Source organism: Salinarimonas soli (assembly GCF_008386575.1).
GTDB lineage: Bacteria > Pseudomonadota > Alphaproteobacteria > Rhizobiales > Beijerinckiaceae > Salinarimonas_A > Salinarimonas_A soli.
In genome coordinates this window covers 90,106-106,084 of the sequence record NZ_VUOA01000017.1, presented here as the reverse complement: position 1 = coordinate 106,084, position 15,979 = coordinate 90,106, and the positions used below count along the sequence as shown (strand labels likewise).

Here is a 15,979-nt window from a genome sequence, read left to right as displayed (position 1 = left end):
GGCCCACCTCAAGCAGCAGGGCCGTCCGGCTTATCTCGACGCCGTCACCTCCGACGAGGAGGGCGGGGGCGACGCGGCAGGCGGCGGCGTGGACGCGGCCGTGTTCGACGCGGGCTCCTTCGGCGAGGCCGGCGGCGACCTCTATGATCAGGCCGTCCAGACGGTGCTGCGCGACAAGAAGGCCTCGACCTCCTACATCCAGCGTCGCCTCCAGATCGGCTACAACCGCGCCGCCTCGCTCATGGAGCGCATGGAGCGCGAGGGGATCGTCGGACCCGCGAACCACGCGGGCAAGCGCGAGATCCTTCTGGAGGGCGGCGGGCATGGCGGCGGGGGCGACCACGACGACGATTGAGGCGCGCCTTCCCCTCGGGAACCCGAGCGTCGCGCGGGCGTCGTCAATTCGCCACATCGCGGGGGTTCTTGGACGCCCGGCTTTCTCTGGAGACCTCTGCCGATGACCCTTCGCCGTCCTGCCGCCGGCCTCATCGTGGGGCTCGCCGTGTCGGCCGCCGCGTCCGGACCGGCGAGCGCCCAGAACTTCCTCGAGCGGATGTTCGGTCTCGGCGGGTCCGCGCCCGCAGCGCAGGCCCCCGCGCCCGTGCCGCCCGCCCCCGTTCCGTTGGCCGAGCCCGCCCCCGAGCGGATCGCCCCCGAGCCGCGGACCCGTGCCCGCGCCGAGCCCGCGGCGCCGGCCGCCGACGGCACCACGCGGACCGCGTGGCCCCTGCCCCCGCGCCGGCCCGCCGCGCTGGAGGCCCTCGCCGCGAAGGCGGACCCTGCCGCCGCTCCGGCCGCCGCCGCGCCCGCCCCCGAGGCCCGCCCGCTCCCCACCCAGACCGCCTCCGCCGAGCCCCTCCAGCTCGCCGCCGTGCGCAATCCTCCCGCCGCGTCCGAGGGGCCGCTCAACGACCGGCAGGTGCTGGAGCGCGCCAACGCCTATTTCAACGGCCTCGGCTCCCTCACCGGCGATTTCGTGCAGATCGGCGGCGACGGGCGGCGCATGTCGGGCCGGCTCTATATCCAGCGCCCCGGCAAGCTGCGCTTCGAGTACCGCTCCCCGGCCACCCTGGAGGTGATCGCGGACGGGTCGTCGGTCGCGGTGCGCGATCGCAAGCTCGCCACCCAGGACCTCTACCCCCTGTCGCAGACGCCCCTGAAGTTCCTCACCCGCGAGCGCGTCGATCTCGGCCGCGATGTCAAGGTCACCTCCGTCGACCGCACCGAGACGGAGGCCCGCGTGGCGCTGGAGGACCGCTCGACCCTCGGCGGCACCTCGAAGATCGTGCTTCATTTCGACGGGGCGGTGCAGAACCTCACCAAGTGGCAGATCACGGATCCGCAGGGCTTCCAGACCACGGTCGTGCTCTCCAACGTCGACCGCGGCGCGCGGGTGGACCCGAGCCAGTTCGTGATCAACTACGAGCGCATGCTCGACGCCGGCAACAGCCGCTAAGGCGCGTCCCCGCGTTCAGGCCGCCTCCACGAAGGCCCGGAACAGCGCGTTGCCGGGATGATCGGTGCCGGCCATGAGTTCCTGGTGCCATTGGATGCCGATGGCGAATCGCGCCGCCGGGATCTCGATCGCCTCGACGATGCCGTCGTCCGTGCGGGCGCTCGCCACCACCTGGGGCGAGAGCCGCGCGACGGCCTCCCGATGAAAGCTGTTCACCTCCATCCGGGGCCGCCCGATCACGGCCCTCAGGCGCGATCCCTCGGCGAGCGTGATCGGGTGGAGATGGTCCCGCCTGTCGTGCTCCAGGGCGTGGGGGACCAGCGCCCGCAGGTCGGGCGCGAGACGGCAGCCATGCAGGCAGGCGAGCATCTGCATGCCGGCGCAGATCCCCAGCACGGGCTTGTCCCAGGCGAGGAAGCCCTCGACGAGGGCGCGCTCGATGGGCAGCCGCTCGGACGGCGGGGACGGGGACACCTCGCCGGGCAGGTACCATTCGTCCGGATAGGCGAAGCGGCCGCCCACCGCGACGAGGCCGTCATAGTCCCGCACGACGAGGTCGACGATCTCCGGCAGGTAGGGGATGCCGAACGGCAGCCCGCCCGCGTCGGCGACGCTCCTGAAATAGCCCTTCGCCGCCTCGTATTTCGTGCCGCCGCCGCTGGTGTTCTCGTCCAGCAGGACGGCGATGCGCGGTCGTGTCATCCGAATCGGCTCCCCTCGGCGCACCACGGCGCCGGGGAACGCTAGCCGATCGGCGTCGCGCGCCCTAGCGGATCACCACCACGGGCGTGCCGACCCCCACCCGCTCGAAGAGGTCCACGATGTCCTCGTTGAACATGCGGATGCAGCCATAGGACGCGAAGCGGCCGATGGATTTGGGGTTGTTGGTGCCGTGGATGGCGTATTCGCCGCCGGTCAGCGTCAGGGCCCGCACGCCCATGGGGTTGCGGGGCGAGCCGCCGGGGATGAGGTCGGGCAGGCGGGGATTGTCGCGCTTCACGACGTCGGGGGGCGACCAGGCGGGGTTGACGTACTTGCCGTCCACGGCCGACCAGCCGAACCATTGCTTGTCGGGCTGGCCCACGGCCACGGGGTAGCGCAGCGCCCGGCCGTCGCCGAGCACGAGATAGAGCCGCCGCTCCCCCGTCTTCACCACGATGGTGCCCGGCTGCACGCCAGCCCCGAAGGGAACCATCTCCCGCGCCTGAGCCGGCTTCCCGGCACAGGCCATCATCGCCGCCCAGAGAGCGGCCGCTACGATCCGTTTGCGCATCCCGGAGGTCCTTGTTGACGACCTTTGCCGTGACGCTAACGCTCAAGCCTTGCCGTTCGGTTCGAAGACGCGGTTGAGAAACGCTGACCTTTTTGCCGTCAAATGCCGGGATCGAAGGCGGCGATGCGATCGGGGATCGCGATCCGGGGGCCGGTGGCGAAGAGCTCGGGCCGGTGGACGGGGCCCTTCGGGCAGGTGGCGCAGCGCCGGGTCATGCGGGCATGCAGGCCCTTCACAGTGTCGCTCGCCGTCGTGGTGCACAGGAACGGGAACACGGCGTGGACGAAGGCGCCCAGCGCCGCCTTCGTGAGCGGCAGGGCGAAGCTGAGCGCCACGCCCATGTGCTGGGCGTAGGTCTCGCCGACGGAGGCGGGATGCTCGGTGAAGAGACGCTTGAGACTCATCAGAGGCTCCTCTCGGTCGTTAGGTGCCTGAGGATAACCGATGATCGGCGCCTCGCGAAGTGGCGTACCGCACACACCCTCGCCCTTGCGGGAAGGGGTGGGGGGCGCGCGGTCTCGTGCGGCCCTCTTCTGGACCGGCCGCGGGTGGCGTCCCGACCCCCACCCCTGTCCCCTCCCCGCAAGGGGGAGGGGGATTGCTGCGTCACGCCGCCGAGGCGCGCTTGTTCTGGCGGTTGGTGATCAGGTCGTCGACGACGGCGGGGTCGGCCAGCGTCGAGGTGTCGCCGAGCGCGCCGAACTCGTCCTCGGCGATCTTGCGCAGGATGCGGCGCATGATCTTGCCCGAGCGGGTCTTGGGCAGGCCCGGGGCGAACTGGATCAGGTCGGGGGAGGCGATGGGGCCGATCTCCCGGCGCACCCAGGCCACGAGCTCCTTGCGCAGGTCGTCGGAGGGGGTCTCGCCCGCCATGAGCGTCACGTAGGCGTAGATGCCCTGGCCCTTGATGTCGTGGGGATAGCCCACGACCGCCGCCTCCGAGACCTTCGGATGCGCGACGAGCGCGCTCTCAACCTCGGCGGTGCCCATGCGGTGGCCCGAGACGTTGATGACGTCGTCGACCCGGCCCGTGATCCAGTAATAGCCGTCCGCGTCGCGCCTGCAGCCGTCGCCGGTGAAATACTTGCCCGGATAGGTCGAGAAGTAGGTCTGCACGAAGCGCTCGTGGTCGCCGTAGACGGTGCGCATCTGGCCCGGCCACGAATCGGCGATGCAGAGGTTGCCCTCCGCCGCGCCCGTGAGCTCCTTGCCCTCGGCGTCGACGATCATGGGCTTCACGCCCGGCAGCGGCAGGGTGGCCGAGCCCGGCTTCAGCTTCGTCGCGCCCGGCAGGGGCGAGATGAGGATGCCGCCGGTCTCGGTCTGCCACCAGGTGTCGACGATGGGGCAGCGCCCCTCGCCCACCACGCGGTGGTACCATTCCCAGGCCTCGGGGTTGATGGGCTCGCCCACCGAGCCGAGCAGGCGCAGGCTCTTGCGCGAGGTCCTCTTCACCGGGTCCTCGCCCGCCCCCATGAGGGAGCGGATGGCGGTGGGGGCGGTGTAGAAGATGTTGACGCCGTGCTTGTCGACCACGTCCCAGAAGCGGGAGATCGAGGGATAGGTGGGGATGCCCTCGAACATCAGCGTCGTGGCGCCGTTCGCGAGCGGCCCGTAGACGATATAGGAGTGGCCCGTCACCCAGCCGACATCCGCCGTGCACCAGTAGATGTCGCCCTCGTGATAATCGAACACGTATTGGTGCGTGAAGGACGCCCAGACGAGATAGCCGGCGGTGGTGTGGAGCACGCCCTTCGGCTTGCCGGTCGAGCCAGAGGTGTAGAGGATGAAGAGCGGGTCCTCCGCGTTCATCTCCACCGCCGGGCACTCGTCCGTCACCATGGCGGCGGCCTCGTCGTAATAGACGTCGCGGCCCGGGGTCATGGCGACGGCACCGCCCGTGCGGCGCACCACCACCACGTGGTCGACGCCGCCGACCCGCTCGATCGCCGCGTCCACGTTCGCCTTGAGGGGCACCTTGCGGCCGCCGCGCAGGCCCTCGTCCGCCGTGATCACCATCTTCGAGGCGCAGTCCTCGATGCGGCCGGCGAGCGAATCCGGCGAGAAGCCGCCGAACACGATGGAATGGACGGCGCCGAGCCGGGCGCAAGCCAGCATCGCGTAAGCCGCTTCCGGGATCATGGGCAGGTAGAGCGTGACCCGGTCACCCCGCTCCACGCCGCGGTTGCGCAGCACGTTGGCCCAGCGGCAGACCTCGGAATGGAGCTCGCGATAGGTGATCTTCTTCGACTCGGAGGGGTCGTCGCCCTCCCAGATGATGGCGACCTGATCGCCGCGGGTCTCGAGGTGGCGGTCGACGCAATTGTGCGAGACGTTGGTGGTGCCGTCCTCGAACCAGCGGATCGACACGTCGCCGGGGCCGAAATGGGTGTTCTTGACCCGCGTATAGGGCTTCATCCAGTCGATGCGCCGGCCGTGCTCGGCCCAGAACGCCTCCGGATCGCGCATGGAGGCCTCGTACATGGCCCCGTACTTGGCGGCGTCGATATGGGCGCGTCCGGCCCAATCGGCGGACACGTCGTAGACCTTCTCGGACATGGTGACCTCCCGGTGGTCAAGAATCCTCCGCCCGGATCGGTCCCGGCGGGGTTGTTGCCTCAAGGTTTACTTGACGAGACGGAAGGCCTGCAAGCGCGGCAGGGATCGCACTTTGGTCGCCCCACCAAGGGCGGAGGGCGGCCTTGCGCGGCCCTCGGGCTCCTGGCAAAGCCGATGCCCCACGTTCCGGAGCCCCGCCATGCCCCGCACCGACCCCGCCCGCATCCTCGCCGACCTCCAAGCCATGCGCGATTTCGGGCGCTTCAAGACGGGGGTCCACCGCCCCTCCCTGTCGGAGCCGGATGTCGCGGCGCGGCGCTGGTTCGCCGAGCGCCTGGAGGCGGCGGGGCTGGAGGCGCGCATCGACGGGATCGGCAGCGTGTTCGGCTTCTCCCGCGCGAGCGGCCCCAAGCTGCTGACGGGCTCGCACGTGGAGAGCCAGAACAAGGCGGGCTGGCTCGACGGGCCGCTCGGCCTGATCTACGGCCTCGAGGCCGCGCGCGCCTTCGCGCAAGACCCGGAAACGCGAGATCTCGGCATCGACGTCGCGGCCTGGTTCGACGAGGAGGGCCATTTCGGCTCGTTCCTCGGCAGCCGCTCCTATGTGGGGCTCCTCGACGAGGACGAGATCGACGGGGCGCGCAACCGCTACGACGGTACGCCCCTGCGCGACGCGCTGGAGCGGGCGGGCTATGGGGGCCGCGAGCGCGTGACGCACGAGCCCGGGCGGCATGTCGGCTACCTGGAGGCCCATATCGAGCAGGGCGACACCCTTGAGTCCACGGGGCTCAAGATCGGCGTCGTCACGGCGATCGTCGCCATCTGGCAGTACCGGATCACGGCGGAGGGGGCGCAGAACCACGCCGGCACCACGAGCATGGCGCGCCGGCGCGACGCGGGCCTCGCCCTGGTACGGCTCCTTGGCGCCATCGACCGGCGCTTTCCCGAGATCGCGGGCGAGCGCACCGTGTGGACCTGCGGGCGCATCACCCTGGAGCCCGGCGCGCCGAGCATCATCCCGGGCCGCGCCGAGGCCCTGTTCCAGTTCCGCGACGCCGATCCCGCGACCCTGACCCGCCTCGACGCGGCCTTGCGCGAGCTCATCGCCGAGGCGAACCGGACGGGGCCCTGCCCGCTCACGCTGGAGGTCATGGGCCAGTCGACCCCCGCCCTCATGGACGGGCGCCTCCAGGACTGCATCGAGGGGGCGGCGGGCGGCCGCTCCATGCGCCTGCCGAGCGGGGCGGGGCACGACGCGCAATATCTCGCCCGGGTCATGCCCGCCGCCATGCTCTTCGTCCCCTCCATCGGCGGCATCAGCCACCATTGGACGGAGGACACCGCGGAGGAGGACATCGTGCTCGGCGCGCAGGTGTTCGCGGACGCGGCGGAGCGGATGCTGCGGGGGGCGTGAGGATGCGCTAGGATGCGGGCGGAGGTCGCGATGGCCGAGCCGCAATGCAAGCTCATGAGCGCGGAAGAGTTCCTCGCCTGGCAGCTCGACCAGGAGGAGCGCTACGAGCTCGTCGACGGCTTCCCCGTCCCGCTCCGCGGGATGACGGGGGCCAGCAACGTTCACGACGTGCTCGTGGTCAACATGATCGCGAGCCTCGCCGTCCAGCTGCGGGGCGGTCCCTGCCGCGTCGCCACGGCCGACACGGCCATTCGGACCTCGATCCGCAACATCCGCCGCCCTGACGTGAGCGTGGACTGCGCGCCTCCGGACCGGCGCTCGCAGGAGGCACAGGCGCCGACGCTCGTGGTCGAGGTGCTCTCGCCGTCGAACCGTCCGGCCGACCGCCTTCGCAAGATCGAGGAGTACAAGCGCCTCCCGACGCTCCTCTACATCCTCTTCGTCGAGCCGGACGCGATGCGGGCGGTGCTCCTGGAGCGGACGGACGAGGGGTGGCGCGACGAGGCCTTCGAGGGATCCGACGCGGCGATCGCCCTGCCACGCATCGGTGCGACGCTCACGCTACGCGATGTCTATGAGGGCGCGCCGCCGGACGGCTCGGTCTAGCCCCCCAGACCGCCCATCCGGCACACGATCCCCCACTCCGCCTCCGTCACCGGCTGCACGGACAGGCGCGAATATTTCAAGAGCGCCATCTCGGCGAGGCGCGGCTCGGCCTTGACGTCGGCGAGCGTCACGGGGCGGGGCAGGGCTTCCCCGGCGCGGACGTCGACCACGACCCAGGGCTCGCCGGGTTCGGCGGAGGGGTCGGGATAGGCCTCGCGGATCACCTCCACGATGCCCACCACCGCCTTGCCCTCGTTGGAATGGTAGAAGAAGCCCCGGTCGCCCACGCGCATGGCGAGCAGGTTCAGCTTGGCCGAATGGTTGCGCACCCCGTCCCAGAACGTTCCTTGAGCGCCTGCCGCGACCTGCTGGTCCCAGGACCACTTGAACGGTTCGGACTTGTAGAGCCAATAGGCCATCGTCGTGCTCACTCCTGCCCCTGGGGGCGAGATAGGGCGGGCCCCGCGCCCGTCACGGGGGCGGTCGCGTCGCGCAGGCGCTGAAGCGAGTCGAGCCAGGCGTCGAATTCAAGAGAGGTCATGCGCACCGGAAACAGCCCGCCCGGCCCCTCGATGGCGAGCTCGAAGAACAGCCCCTCCTCGCCGCGCTTGCGCCGGAAACCGACGACGGGCAGCCTCCGGCCCTCGCCGTCGAAGACGTGGTCGCTTGTCGCGACCACCTCGGAGCCCACCACCTGCGTCGCGGCCTGGACGCCGCGCACGATGCGCTTGAGGAAGTCGTCGGCCATCGCGTCACTCCGCTTTCAGATACCGGCCCCGTCGCCTCCGGATCCAGCGTTCCCTGATCCCCGCACGCCGGTCGGCACGCGCCCGCCCGGCCCTCCAGAGAAGCACGACGCTCGCCGCCAGTAACGTCAAGCCGACCGTCGCGAGGGCGCCGCGCAGGGGCATATCCTTCCGGAGGACGAGCGCGAAGAGGTGCAGCGCCATCCCGGATAGCAAGGTCACGTAGAACGCGCGTGGCAACCGGCGCCGGGTCATGAAGCCTCCCCCATCTCGCCGGGATCTTCGCGGCACACCCTTAAGGACGCGTAAGGACGCACCTACTCGGCCCTGAGCGGCCGGTTCATGAGGCGCCCCGTCGCCCCTTCCAGATCGATCTCGCCCGAGAGCACCGCCTGCACGGCCTCAGCCACGGGCATGTCGAGGCCGGCGCGGCGTGCAAGTCCCACCAGGGCGCCCGCCGTCGCGGCGCCCTCCACGAGCTTGCCGCCGGACGCCGCCGCGACGGATGCGCCGGCGCCCAAGCGCTCGCCGAAAGCGAAGTTGCGCGATTGCGCCGAGCCGCAGGTGAGCACCACGTCGCCGAGGCCCGACAGGCCCATGATGGTCTCGGGCCGCGCGCCGTGGGCGGCGGCGAAGCGCAAGAGCTCGGCGAAGCCCCGTGCCATGAGGGCCGCCTTGGCGCTCTCGCCCAGGCCCCGCCCGATCACCGCCCCGCAGGCGATGGCGAGCACGTTCTTCGCCGCGCCCCCGATCTCGACCCCGCGCGGATCCGTGCCGTGATAGACCCGCAGCGCCGGGCCCGACAGGGCGGCCGCGAGATCCCGGGCGAGCCCTCCGTCGGCGGCGGCCAGCGTCACGGCGGTGGGCAGGCCGCGGGCGACGTCGTGGGCGAAGCTCGGGCCCGAGAGGATCGCGACCGGCGCCCCCGGGCGCGCCTCGGCGACGGCGTCCGACAGGAAGGCGCCCGTCTCCCGCTCGACGCCCTTGGCGCAGATCACGAGGGGGGTGACGGGGGAGACGGGCGCGAGCGCCGCCGCCATGGCGCGGGTGGTCTGGGCCGGCGTCACGAGGAGGAGCGCGTCGGCGGCGGCGAGATCGCCCAAGGTGGCGGTGGGCGAGACGCGGGGGTGGAGCGGCACGCCAGGCAGATAGGCGGCGTTCTCGCGGGTCGCCGCCATGCGGGCGGCGGCTTCCGTGTCGCGCAACCAGAGGATCACGTCGCGCCCGGCGAGCGCCGCCGCGTTGGCGAGCGCCGTGCCCCAGGCGCCGCCCCCCACCACCCCGATGCGGGCCGGCGCGCTCATGGCCCCTCCCTCATGGGCGCGGGCCGGTCTCTTCCAGGGGCCAGCGGGCGCGGGCCGGGGCCGAGAGGTCGTCGACGAGGCCGAGCCGCAGGCGCTCGATGCCGGCCCAGGCGATCATGGCGCCGTTGTCGCCGCACAGCCGCAAGGGCGGCGCCACGAGGCGCAGGCCCGATTCCCGGGCAAGCCGCTCCAGGGCGCGCCGCAGGGTCTGGTTCGCCGCGACGCCGCCTGCCGCCACGAGCGCCGTCGGGTGCCCGGCCGTCTCGCGAAAGGCCCGCAGCGCCACGCGGGTGCGGTCCACCACCGTGTCGACCACGGCGGCCTGGAAGCCCGCGCACAGGTCCGACACGTCCCGCTCGCTCAGCGGCGCGATGCGCTCGGCCTCGATGCGCAGCGCCGTCTTGAGGCCGGACAGGGAGAAGTCGGGGGCGGGGCGCCCGAGCAGCGGCCTGGGCAGGGCGAAGCGCTCGGGGTCGCCTTTCAGCGCCTCGCGCTCGACCTCGGGGCCGCCCGGATAGGGGAGCCCGAGGAGCTTCGCCACCTTGTCGAAGGCCTCGCCGATGGCGTCGTCGATCGTGGCGCCGAGCCGCACGTAGTCGCCCACGCCGCGCACGGCCACGAGCTGGGTATGGCCGCCGGACGCCAGCAGGAGGAGATAGGGGAAGGCGATGCCGTCGGTGAGCCGCGCCGTGAGGGCATGCGCCTCCAGGTGGTTGACCGCGATGAGCGGCTTGCCCGTCACGAGGGCGAGCGCCTTCGCCGTGGTGAGGCCGACGATGACGCCGCCGATGAGGCCGGGCCCGGCGGCCGCCGCGATGCCGTCGAGCTCGCTCAAGGCCAAGCCCGCATTGTCCATGGCGCGCTCGACCAGGCGGTCGATCACCTCCACATGGGCGCGGGCCGCGATCTCGGGCACCACGCCGCCATAGGCCGCGTGCTCGGCGATCTGGCTCAGGATCTCGTCGGAGCGGATATGGCCCCGGCCGTCGTCGGACAGCGACACCACCGCGGCGGCGGTCTCGTCGCAGGTGGTCTCCAGGCCGAGAACGCGCATGCTAAGGGATCCGATCGGGTAGGCTTCACGGGGGGCGTCCGCTCACCCTATAGTCCGGGCTCGACGGAACGCAACGCCGCGCGGCGGCGAGGACAAGGCCTTCAACCCATGACGGATCGCTCGACCCTCGTGATCGGCACGCGCGGGAGCCCCCTGGCGCTGGCCCAGGCCCACGAGACGCAACGCCGCCTGATGCAGGCGCTCGGGGTCGAGGCGGACGCCCTGCCGATCCGGATCATCAAGGTGATGGGGGATGCGATCCAGGACCGGCCGCTCTCGGAGGCGGGCGGCAAGGGGCTGTTCACGAAGGAGATCGACGTCGCGCAGCTGGAGGGCGCGGTGGACATCGCGGTCCACTCGGCGAAGGACCTGCCCAACGACCTGCCGGACGGCCTGTGCATCGCGGGCTATCTCCCCCGCGAGGACGTGCGCGACGCCTTCATCAGCCCGCTCTGCGGGCGCATCCAGGACCTGCCGCACGGCGCCCGGGTCGGATCCGCGTCGCTCCGGCGCCAGGCGATGATCCGGCGGCTGCGCCCGGACCTCGACGTGGCGCTCATGCGGGGCAACGTGAACACGCGGCTGGCCAAGATCGAGCGCGGGGAATACGGCGCCACGCTGCTCGCGCTCGCGGGGCTCAAGCGGCTCGGCTTCGAGCACCACGTCACGGCGATCCTCGATACGGAGGAGTTCCTGCCCGCCGTGGGCCAGGGCGCCATCGCGGTGACCGCCCGCACGGGCGACGAGCGCGCCCGTGCGGCGGTGGCGCGCATCGCGGACGAAGCGACGGGGGTCGCGCTCGCGGCCGAGCGCGCCTTCCTGCGCGTCCTCGACGGGTCCTGCCGCACCCCCATCGCGGGACATGCCCGGCTGTCGGGCAGCGAGGTGGCGTTTCGGGGCATGGTGCTGCGCCCCGACGGCTCGCAGAGCGTCGAGACGACGGCGACGGGGGGCGCGGCGGAGGCAGGCCGGCTCGGCACGGAGGCCGGCCACGAGGTTCGCGGGCGCATTCCGCCGGGCTTCTTCCTCGCATGAGAGTTCTCGTCACGCGGCCGATGCCGGGGGCCGGGCGCACCGCGCGCCACCTCGCGGCGCTCGGCCACGAGGCGATCCTCGCGCCCCTCCTGATCGTGCGCGCCACGGGGGAGCCCCTGCCGGATACGCCTGCGGACGCGCTGCTCGTCACGAGCGCCCAGGCGGTGCCGTTCATGGCGGGGCTGCCCCTCGATCTTCCCGTCTATGCGGTGGGCGAGCGAACGGGAGCCGATCTGCGCGAGGCGGGCTTTTCCGACGTGCGGGTGGGCGGCGGCGATGCCGCGGCCCTGGCGCGCCTCGTCGTGGGGGCGTCGCCGCCCGGGGGCACGCTCCTCCATGTCGCGGGGCGCGAGCGGAAGGCCGAGCCCGGCGCCTCTCTCGCTGGGGCCGGGTTTCGCGTGCTCGCCTGGGCGGCTTACGAGGCCGCAACCGTACCGAACTTGCCGGAAACGGCACGGCAGGCCCTCGTCGGCCACAAGCTCGACATTATTCTGCACTTCTCCAGGCGCACCGCCGCCACGCTCCTCTGCCTCGCCGGGGCCGAGGGCTTGCTGGCGGGGCTCAGGCGCGTCCGGCATCTGTGCCTGTCCGACGACATCGCGGCGGAGCTGGCGCAAGCCGGCCTCGTCCCCCAGGCGGCGGCCCGTCCGGACGAGGAATCGCTCCTCGCCCTCCTCGACGGATTGACGTAAGGGAGCCCGTTCTCGCCTGATGCGTTGTCGCCATGCTAGAGGTGACTCGAAGCGTGGCCGCCACGAGGCTGCCTGCCTGGGAAGGATCACGTGAGCAAGAAGCCGCCAAACCGCTCCGACCAGCGCCGCGATCAAGGCCGCGGGGCGAGCATCGTCGACGGCAAGCCCGTCGAGGCCACCTCCGCCGCGCCGGGGGCCGGGACGCCCGCGCCCGCTGCCTCCCCCGCGACGACGCCCAACGCCACGCCGTCGGCCCCGGGCGGATCGCCCGCGCCTGCGCCGAAGGCCGCAACCCCGGCGATCGAGGCGCTGAAGGCGGCCGGGTCCGACAAGCCCGCGCCGGGCCCGTCCACGCCTGCGGGCGGCACGCCGGCTCCGACGCCCGCGCCAGCATCGCCTCTCTCGTCCGACGCCGGGGCAAAGGCCCCCACGCCGGCCGCCGGCGCCGAGGCGTCGAAACCCGCCGGAGCGCCCCCGTCGGAGCCCGCGAAGAGCGTCGCTCCCTCGGCCGCCGTGAGCCCAAAATCCGCCGCCGCCTCCCCGTCCGTGACGGGAGGCGACAAGACGGAGGCGTCCAAGAGCGAGCCGGCGAAGACCGAGACTGCGAAGACCCCCGCAAGCCCGATCGTGCCCGCGCCGAAGCCGGGCGAGGCCTCCGCGACCACGGCCAAGATCTCCGACACCGGCAAGCCCGGCATGCCCGCGCCGTCGAGCGGGCCGATGCCGGACAATGCCAAGCACGAAGGCGCCAAGCCGGGCGGCCCCGCGACCGCGCCAAAGATCACCCCGTCCGCCGTGCCGTCGAGCGTGTCACGGGCGCCGGAGGCCTCGGGTGGGCCGCGCGCGACCCCGGCCGATCCCGGCTCCTCGCAGGGCGCCGGAGCCCGGGGCGGCGCCGGTTTCGGCTCGCTCCTGGCGGCTTCCGTGCTGGGCGGCCTCATCGGGGCAGGGCTGATGGTGGCCTACGACGCCTATCGCGGCGGCGAGGAGGATCTTACCCCGCGCCTCGCGCAGCTGGAGCAGCGCGTCGCGCAGCGCCCGCCCCTCGAGCCGCTGGAGCAGCGCCTCGCGCAGGTGGAGGGCGCGCAGAAATCGGCCCAGGGCGGGATCGACGCCGCCCGGGCGCTCGCCCAGCAGGCCATCGACCGCCCGGCCCCCGCCTCGACGCCGGCGAGCGAAGCCAACGCGAAGGCGATTCAGGAGCTCGGGACCCGCGTCACGGGGCTCGAGGGCGGGGTTCAGTCCGCCAACGAGGCCGCCAAGGCCCTCGAAGGCCGGCTCGCCGAGGGGCAGCGCACGCTCGGCGCCTCCGTCCAGCAGGCCACGGAGCGGGCCACCCGCGCCGCCCAGGCGATGCAGCGCGTCGCCGCGGCCGAGCGGGTCGCCGACGCCATCCGGACCGGCGCCCCCTACCCGCAGGCCCTCGACATCCTGCGCCGCTCCGGCGCCGATGCCCAGCGGGTGGACGCGGTCGCCCCTTTCGCGGGCTCCGGCGCGCCCACCGCGGCGGCGCTGGCCGCCGACTTCAAGCCCGTGGCCGAGCGCGTCGCGATCGCCTCGCGCACGCCGCCGGCCGCCCGAGATGCGGGCGGCGGCGGCGGGAACGACTGGACGAGCGGCGTCCTGCGCCTGGCCGACCGTCTAGTGACCGTGCGCCCGACGGGCGAGGCGGCGCCCGACGAGGTCAAGGCGGCCCTCGACCGGGTCGAGGCCGCCCTGCGCGGCGGCGACCTGCGCGGAGCGCTCAAGGCCTACGATGCCCTGCCGGAGGCCGCCAAGAAGGCCTCGCAGGACTTCGGCCAACGTCTCAGAACCCGCGTCGCGGCCGAGGAGGCTGCCCGTACTATGGCCGGCGACGCCCTCGCCGGTCTCGACGCCCCCGCGCGCTAGAGGAGCTCACCGACACATGTGGCGCGTTCTCGTCTTTCTCGTCCTCCTCCTCGCGGCGGCCTTCGGCGCCACCTGGATCGCCGAGCGGCCCGGTACGGTCGCGGTCAGCTGGGGCGGCTACCAGGCCCAGACCACCGCCGCCATCGCGGCGGTGCTCGTGGTGGGCCTGGCGCTGGCGCTCATCCTGCTCTGGGCGCTCGCCCGGTTCGTGATGGCGCTGCCGACCCGGCTCTCGCGGGCGTCGGCCCATCGGCGCCACAGCCGGGGCCTCGGCGCGCTCTCGCGCGGCATGATCGCGGTGGGGGCGGGCGACGCCACGGCCGCGCGCCGCCATGCCGCCGAGGCGAGCCGCCTTCTGGGCCGCGAGCCCCTGGCCCTGCTCCTCAAGGCGCAGGCCGCGCAGATCGCGGGCGACCGCCCGGCCGCGGAGGACGCCTTCCGCACCATGCTGGAGACGGACGACACCCGCGTGCTCGGCCTGCGGGGCCTCTATGTGGAGGCCCGGCGCCTGGGCAACCGCGAGGCGGCCCGGACCTATGCCACGGAGGCCGCGCGCCTCGCCCCCGCCGTCGGCTGGGCGAACGACGCGGTGCTCGAGGGCCAGTGCGCCGAGGGCGACTGGAAGGGCGCGCTGGACACCGTGGAGCGGCGCGCGTCGCTCGGCCTCGTCGATTCGGCCACCTCGAAGCGCCAGCGCGCGGTGCTCCTCACGGCGGACGCCCTCGCCCGGGGCGAGCGCGACACCACGGGGGCGCTCGCGAGCGCCCAGGACGCGGCGCGCCTCGCGCCCGACCTCGTCCCCGCCGCCGTCATCGCCGGCCGGCTCCTCGCCGACAAGGGCGACCTGCGCAAGGCATCGCGGATCGTCGAGGCGGCGTGGAAGGCCTGCCCCCATCCCGACCTCGCCCATGTCTACCTGCACCTGCGCCCCGGCGACGCGGCGCTGGACCGGCTCAAGCGCGCCCAGAACCTGGCGCGCCTGTCGAGCTGGCACCCGGAGGCGCGCCTCGCGGTGGCCCGCGCCGCCATGGAGGCCCGGGATTTCGGGCTCGCCCGCCAAACCATCGAGCCCAACCTCGAGAGCCGCCCCGACGTGCGCACCTGCCTGCTCATGGCGGAGCTGGAGCGCGCCGAGCACGGAACGAGCGCGCGCGCCCGCGAATGGCTCGCCCGCGCGGCCCATGCGCCGCGGGGTCCGGCCTGGATCGCCGACGGCCTCGTCTCGGACCGCTGGAGCCCGATCTCGCCCGTGAGCGGGCGCCTCGACGCCTTCACCTGGGGGACGCCGCCGGACCTCATCTCCGGCGCCGGCACCACGGCGATCGACAACACGCTCCTCGACATCGACGACCGGGCCGACGATCCCGTCGCCCTCGCTCCGCCCTCGCATGCCCGCATCGTCGAGGCGCCGCGGGCCGCGCAGGAGCTGGCGCCCGTGCGCGAGACCGCCACCGTGGTCGAGACGCGGACCGTCGAGACCCGGGTGGTGGAGCCCCGGCCGGCGCCCGTCGCCGAGACGGCGCGGGTCGGGACGAAGCCTGCCGAGACCCCCGCGCCGCAGCCCCGGCCCGCGGAGGCCAAGGTGGCCGAGATCAGGCCCGTCGAGGCGAAACCCGCCGCCCCGAAGGCGCCCGAGCCCGATCTCTCGCCCCCGGCCGAGAGCCCGCCCATCCCGGTGACCTCGCCCCCGGACCTCAAGGTGGAGCCCATTCCCACCGAGACCCCGGCCGAGCCCGCGCCGGCCCGCGAGGCGTCGGTGACCCCGCTGCCCGTGAAGGGCGCGCAGAAGCGCGGCAACGGCCACGACCGCGCGGCCGACCCCGCCGCCTTCACCCACCCACCCGACGATCCGGGGCCGAAGCCCGGCGCGCAGAAGCCCTCGCGGTTCAAGCTGTTCGGGTGAGGCAGACGCGCCCCTCCCCGCTCCTCACGGGCGGGGAGAGGGCTCGC

18 protein-coding genes are annotated in these 15,979 nt (G+C 73.3%); 8 read left to right on the top strand and 10 right to left on the bottom strand.

The window, feature by feature from the left end; all coding sequences use genetic code 11:
• Together F0L46_RS08020 and F0L46_RS08015 are read left to right on the top strand one after the other, a co-directional pair.
• Positions 1-355: DNA translocase FtsK (locus tag F0L46_RS08020; protein ID WP_276315524.1), on the top strand; the 355-nt coding region annotated here is incomplete at its 5' end.
• A gap of 102 nt (positions 356-457) precedes the next feature.
• The gene (locus tag F0L46_RS08015; RefSeq protein ID WP_149816539.1) at positions 458-1,456 is read left to right on the top strand and encodes a LolA family protein; all 999 of its coding nucleotides are present in this window, start codon (positions 458-460) and stop codon (positions 1,454-1,456) included.
• A 15-nt stretch (positions 1,457-1,471) separates the two neighbouring features.
• Here F0L46_RS08015 and F0L46_RS08010 read toward each other — a convergent pair whose 3' ends face one another.
• From F0L46_RS08010 to acs, 4 genes are all read right to left on the bottom strand, one after another.
• A complete protein-coding gene (locus F0L46_RS08010; RefSeq protein ID WP_149816538.1) occupies positions 1,472-2,158 on the bottom strand; it encodes a gamma-glutamyl-gamma-aminobutyrate hydrolase family protein in 687 nt (228 codons plus the stop codon).
• A gap of 64 nt (positions 2,159-2,222) precedes the next feature.
• Complete coding sequence (locus tag F0L46_RS08005) at positions 2,223-2,729, bottom strand: L,D-transpeptidase (protein WP_149816537.1); 507 nt, start codon at positions 2,727-2,729, stop codon at positions 2,223-2,225.
• 98 nt (positions 2,730-2,827) lie between these two features.
• On the bottom strand, positions 2,828-3,133 hold the full coding sequence (locus tag F0L46_RS08000) for a DUF6356 family protein (protein ID WP_149816536.1): 306 nt from the start codon (positions 3,131-3,133) through the stop codon (positions 2,828-2,830).
• A gap of 202 nt (positions 3,134-3,335) precedes the next feature.
• Positions 3,336-5,288 carry an acetate--CoA ligase gene (gene acs / locus F0L46_RS07995; protein ID WP_149816535.1) on the bottom strand — a complete coding sequence of 651 codons (1,953 nt, stop codon included), beginning with the start codon at positions 5,286-5,288 and terminating at the stop codon, positions 3,336-3,338.
• A gap of 199 nt (positions 5,289-5,487) precedes the next feature.
• Here acs and F0L46_RS07990 point away from each other — a divergent pair, with 199 nt between their 5' ends.
• Both F0L46_RS07990 and F0L46_RS07985 read left to right on the top strand, forming a co-directional pair.
• Complete coding sequence (locus F0L46_RS07990; RefSeq protein ID WP_149816534.1) at positions 5,488-6,702, top strand: Zn-dependent hydrolase; 1,215 nt, start codon at positions 5,488-5,490, stop codon at positions 6,700-6,702.
• A gap of 30 nt (positions 6,703-6,732) precedes the next feature.
• Entirely contained in the window at positions 6,733-7,308 is a 576-nt protein-coding gene (locus F0L46_RS07985; protein WP_149816533.1) for a Uma2 family endonuclease, read from the top strand.
• Here the strand turns inward: F0L46_RS07985 and F0L46_RS07980 are convergent.
• The 5 genes from F0L46_RS07980 to tsaD all read right to left on the bottom strand — a co-directional run bounded on the left by F0L46_RS07980 (position 7,305) and on the right by tsaD (position 10,412).
• Positions 7,305-7,727, bottom strand: coding sequence for an EVE domain-containing protein (locus F0L46_RS07980; protein ID WP_149816547.1), 423 nt, complete (start codon positions 7,725-7,727; stop codon positions 7,305-7,307). The two genes, F0L46_RS07985 and F0L46_RS07980, sit on opposite strands and share 4 nt — an antisense overlap.
• Before the next feature lie 8 nt (positions 7,728-7,735).
• Positions 7,736-8,056, bottom strand: coding sequence for a hypothetical protein (locus F0L46_RS07975; protein ID WP_149816532.1), 321 nt, complete (start codon positions 8,054-8,056; stop codon positions 7,736-7,738).
• Between the two features lie 4 nt (positions 8,057-8,060).
• A complete protein-coding gene (locus tag F0L46_RS07970) occupies positions 8,061-8,309 on the bottom strand; it encodes a hypothetical protein (protein ID WP_149816531.1) in 249 nt (82 codons plus the stop codon).
• 62 nt (positions 8,310-8,371) lie between these two features.
• Positions 8,372-9,358: an NAD(P)H-dependent glycerol-3-phosphate dehydrogenase gene (locus F0L46_RS07965; RefSeq protein ID WP_149816530.1), complete on the bottom strand. Its 987-nt coding sequence runs from the start codon at positions 9,356-9,358 to the stop codon at positions 8,372-8,374.
• Positions 9,359-9,368: 10 nt separating this feature from the next.
• Positions 9,369-10,412: a tRNA (adenosine(37)-N6)-threonylcarbamoyltransferase complex transferase subunit TsaD gene (gene tsaD / locus F0L46_RS07960; protein WP_149816529.1), complete on the bottom strand. Its 1,044-nt coding sequence runs from the start codon at positions 10,410-10,412 to the stop codon at positions 9,369-9,371.
• Positions 10,413-10,520: 108 nt separating this feature from the next.
• Here tsaD and hemC point away from each other — a divergent pair, with 108 nt between their 5' ends.
• Both hemC and F0L46_RS07950 read left to right on the top strand, forming a co-directional pair.
• Positions 10,521-11,447 (top strand): hydroxymethylbilane synthase, encoded by a 927-nt coding sequence (hemC, locus tag F0L46_RS07955; protein WP_149816528.1) that lies wholly within the window; start codon positions 10,521-10,523, stop codon positions 11,445-11,447.
• Positions 11,444-12,139, top strand: a complete 696-nt coding sequence (locus F0L46_RS07950; RefSeq protein ID WP_149816527.1) for a uroporphyrinogen-III synthase — start codon at positions 11,444-11,446, stop codon at positions 12,137-12,139. The genes hemC and F0L46_RS07950 overlap by 4 nt, the downstream gene beginning before the upstream one ends.
• A gap of 131 nt (positions 12,140-12,270) precedes the next feature.
• Here F0L46_RS07950 and F0L46_RS07945 read toward each other — a convergent pair whose 3' ends face one another.
• The gene (locus F0L46_RS07945) at positions 12,271-12,876 is read right to left on the bottom strand and encodes a hypothetical protein (protein ID WP_149816526.1); all 606 of its coding nucleotides are present in this window, start codon (positions 12,874-12,876) and stop codon (positions 12,271-12,273) included.
• On the opposite strand from F0L46_RS07945, the gene F0L46_RS07940 reads away from it, so the two are divergent.
• Both F0L46_RS07940 and F0L46_RS07935 read left to right on the top strand, forming a co-directional pair.
• A complete protein-coding gene (locus tag F0L46_RS07940) occupies positions 12,860-14,029 on the top strand; it encodes a COG4223 family protein (RefSeq protein ID WP_149816525.1) in 1,170 nt (389 codons plus the stop codon). The genes F0L46_RS07945 and F0L46_RS07940 overlap by 17 nt on opposite strands.
• A gap of 16 nt (positions 14,030-14,045) precedes the next feature.
• Complete coding sequence (locus tag F0L46_RS07935; protein WP_210247622.1) at positions 14,046-15,932, top strand: heme biosynthesis protein HemY; 1,887 nt, start codon at positions 14,046-14,048, stop codon at positions 15,930-15,932.
• The last annotated feature ends 47 nt before the right edge of the window (positions 15,933-15,979 follow it).

What these genes read in the sequence shown, in the direction of transcription:
- F0L46_RS07990 (WP_149816534.1), top strand. Translation starts at nt 5,488, where the DNA reads ATGCCCCGCACCGACCCCGCCCGCATCCTCGCCGACCTCCAAGCCATG.
- F0L46_RS07965 (WP_149816530.1), bottom strand. Translation starts at nt 9,358, where the DNA reads ATGAGCGCGCCGGCCCGCATCGGGGTGGTGGGGGGCGGCGCCTGGGGC.
- F0L46_RS07970 (WP_149816531.1), bottom strand. Translation starts at nt 8,309, where the DNA reads ATGACCCGGCGCCGGTTGCCACGCGCGTTCTACGTGACCTTGCTATCC.
- hemC (WP_149816528.1), top strand. Translation starts at nt 10,521, where the DNA reads ATGACGGATCGCTCGACCCTCGTGATCGGCACGCGCGGGAGCCCCCTG.
- F0L46_RS07950 (WP_149816527.1), top strand. Translation starts at nt 11,444, where the DNA reads ATGAGAGTTCTCGTCACGCGGCCGATGCCGGGGGCCGGGCGCACCGCG.
- F0L46_RS08015 (WP_149816539.1), top strand. Translation starts at nt 458, where the DNA reads ATGACCCTTCGCCGTCCTGCCGCCGGCCTCATCGTGGGGCTCGCCGTG.
- acs (WP_149816535.1), bottom strand. Translation starts at nt 5,288, where the DNA reads ATGTCCGAGAAGGTCTACGACGTGTCCGCCGATTGGGCCGGACGCGCC.
- F0L46_RS07985 (WP_149816533.1), top strand. Translation starts at nt 6,733, where the DNA reads ATGGCCGAGCCGCAATGCAAGCTCATGAGCGCGGAAGAGTTCCTCGCC.
- F0L46_RS07980 (WP_149816547.1), bottom strand. Translation starts at nt 7,727, where the DNA reads ATGGCCTATTGGCTCTACAAGTCCGAACCGTTCAAGTGGTCCTGGGAC.
- F0L46_RS08000 (WP_149816536.1), bottom strand. Translation starts at nt 3,133, where the DNA reads ATGAGTCTCAAGCGTCTCTTCACCGAGCATCCCGCCTCCGTCGGCGAG.
- F0L46_RS07935 (WP_210247622.1), top strand. Translation starts at nt 14,046, where the DNA reads ATGTGGCGCGTTCTCGTCTTTCTCGTCCTCCTCCTCGCGGCGGCCTTC.
- F0L46_RS07940 (WP_149816525.1), top strand. Translation starts at nt 12,860, where the DNA reads ATGCCGGACAATGCCAAGCACGAAGGCGCCAAGCCGGGCGGCCCCGCG.
- F0L46_RS08005 (WP_149816537.1), bottom strand. Translation starts at nt 2,729, where the DNA reads ATGCGCAAACGGATCGTAGCGGCCGCTCTCTGGGCGGCGATGATGGCC.
- tsaD (WP_149816529.1), bottom strand. Translation starts at nt 10,412, where the DNA reads ATGCGCGTTCTCGGCCTGGAGACCACCTGCGACGAGACCGCCGCCGCG.
- F0L46_RS07975 (WP_149816532.1), bottom strand. Translation starts at nt 8,056, where the DNA reads ATGGCCGACGACTTCCTCAAGCGCATCGTGCGCGGCGTCCAGGCCGCG.
- F0L46_RS08010 (WP_149816538.1), bottom strand. Translation starts at nt 2,158, where the DNA reads ATGACACGACCGCGCATCGCCGTCCTGCTGGACGAGAACACCAGCGGC.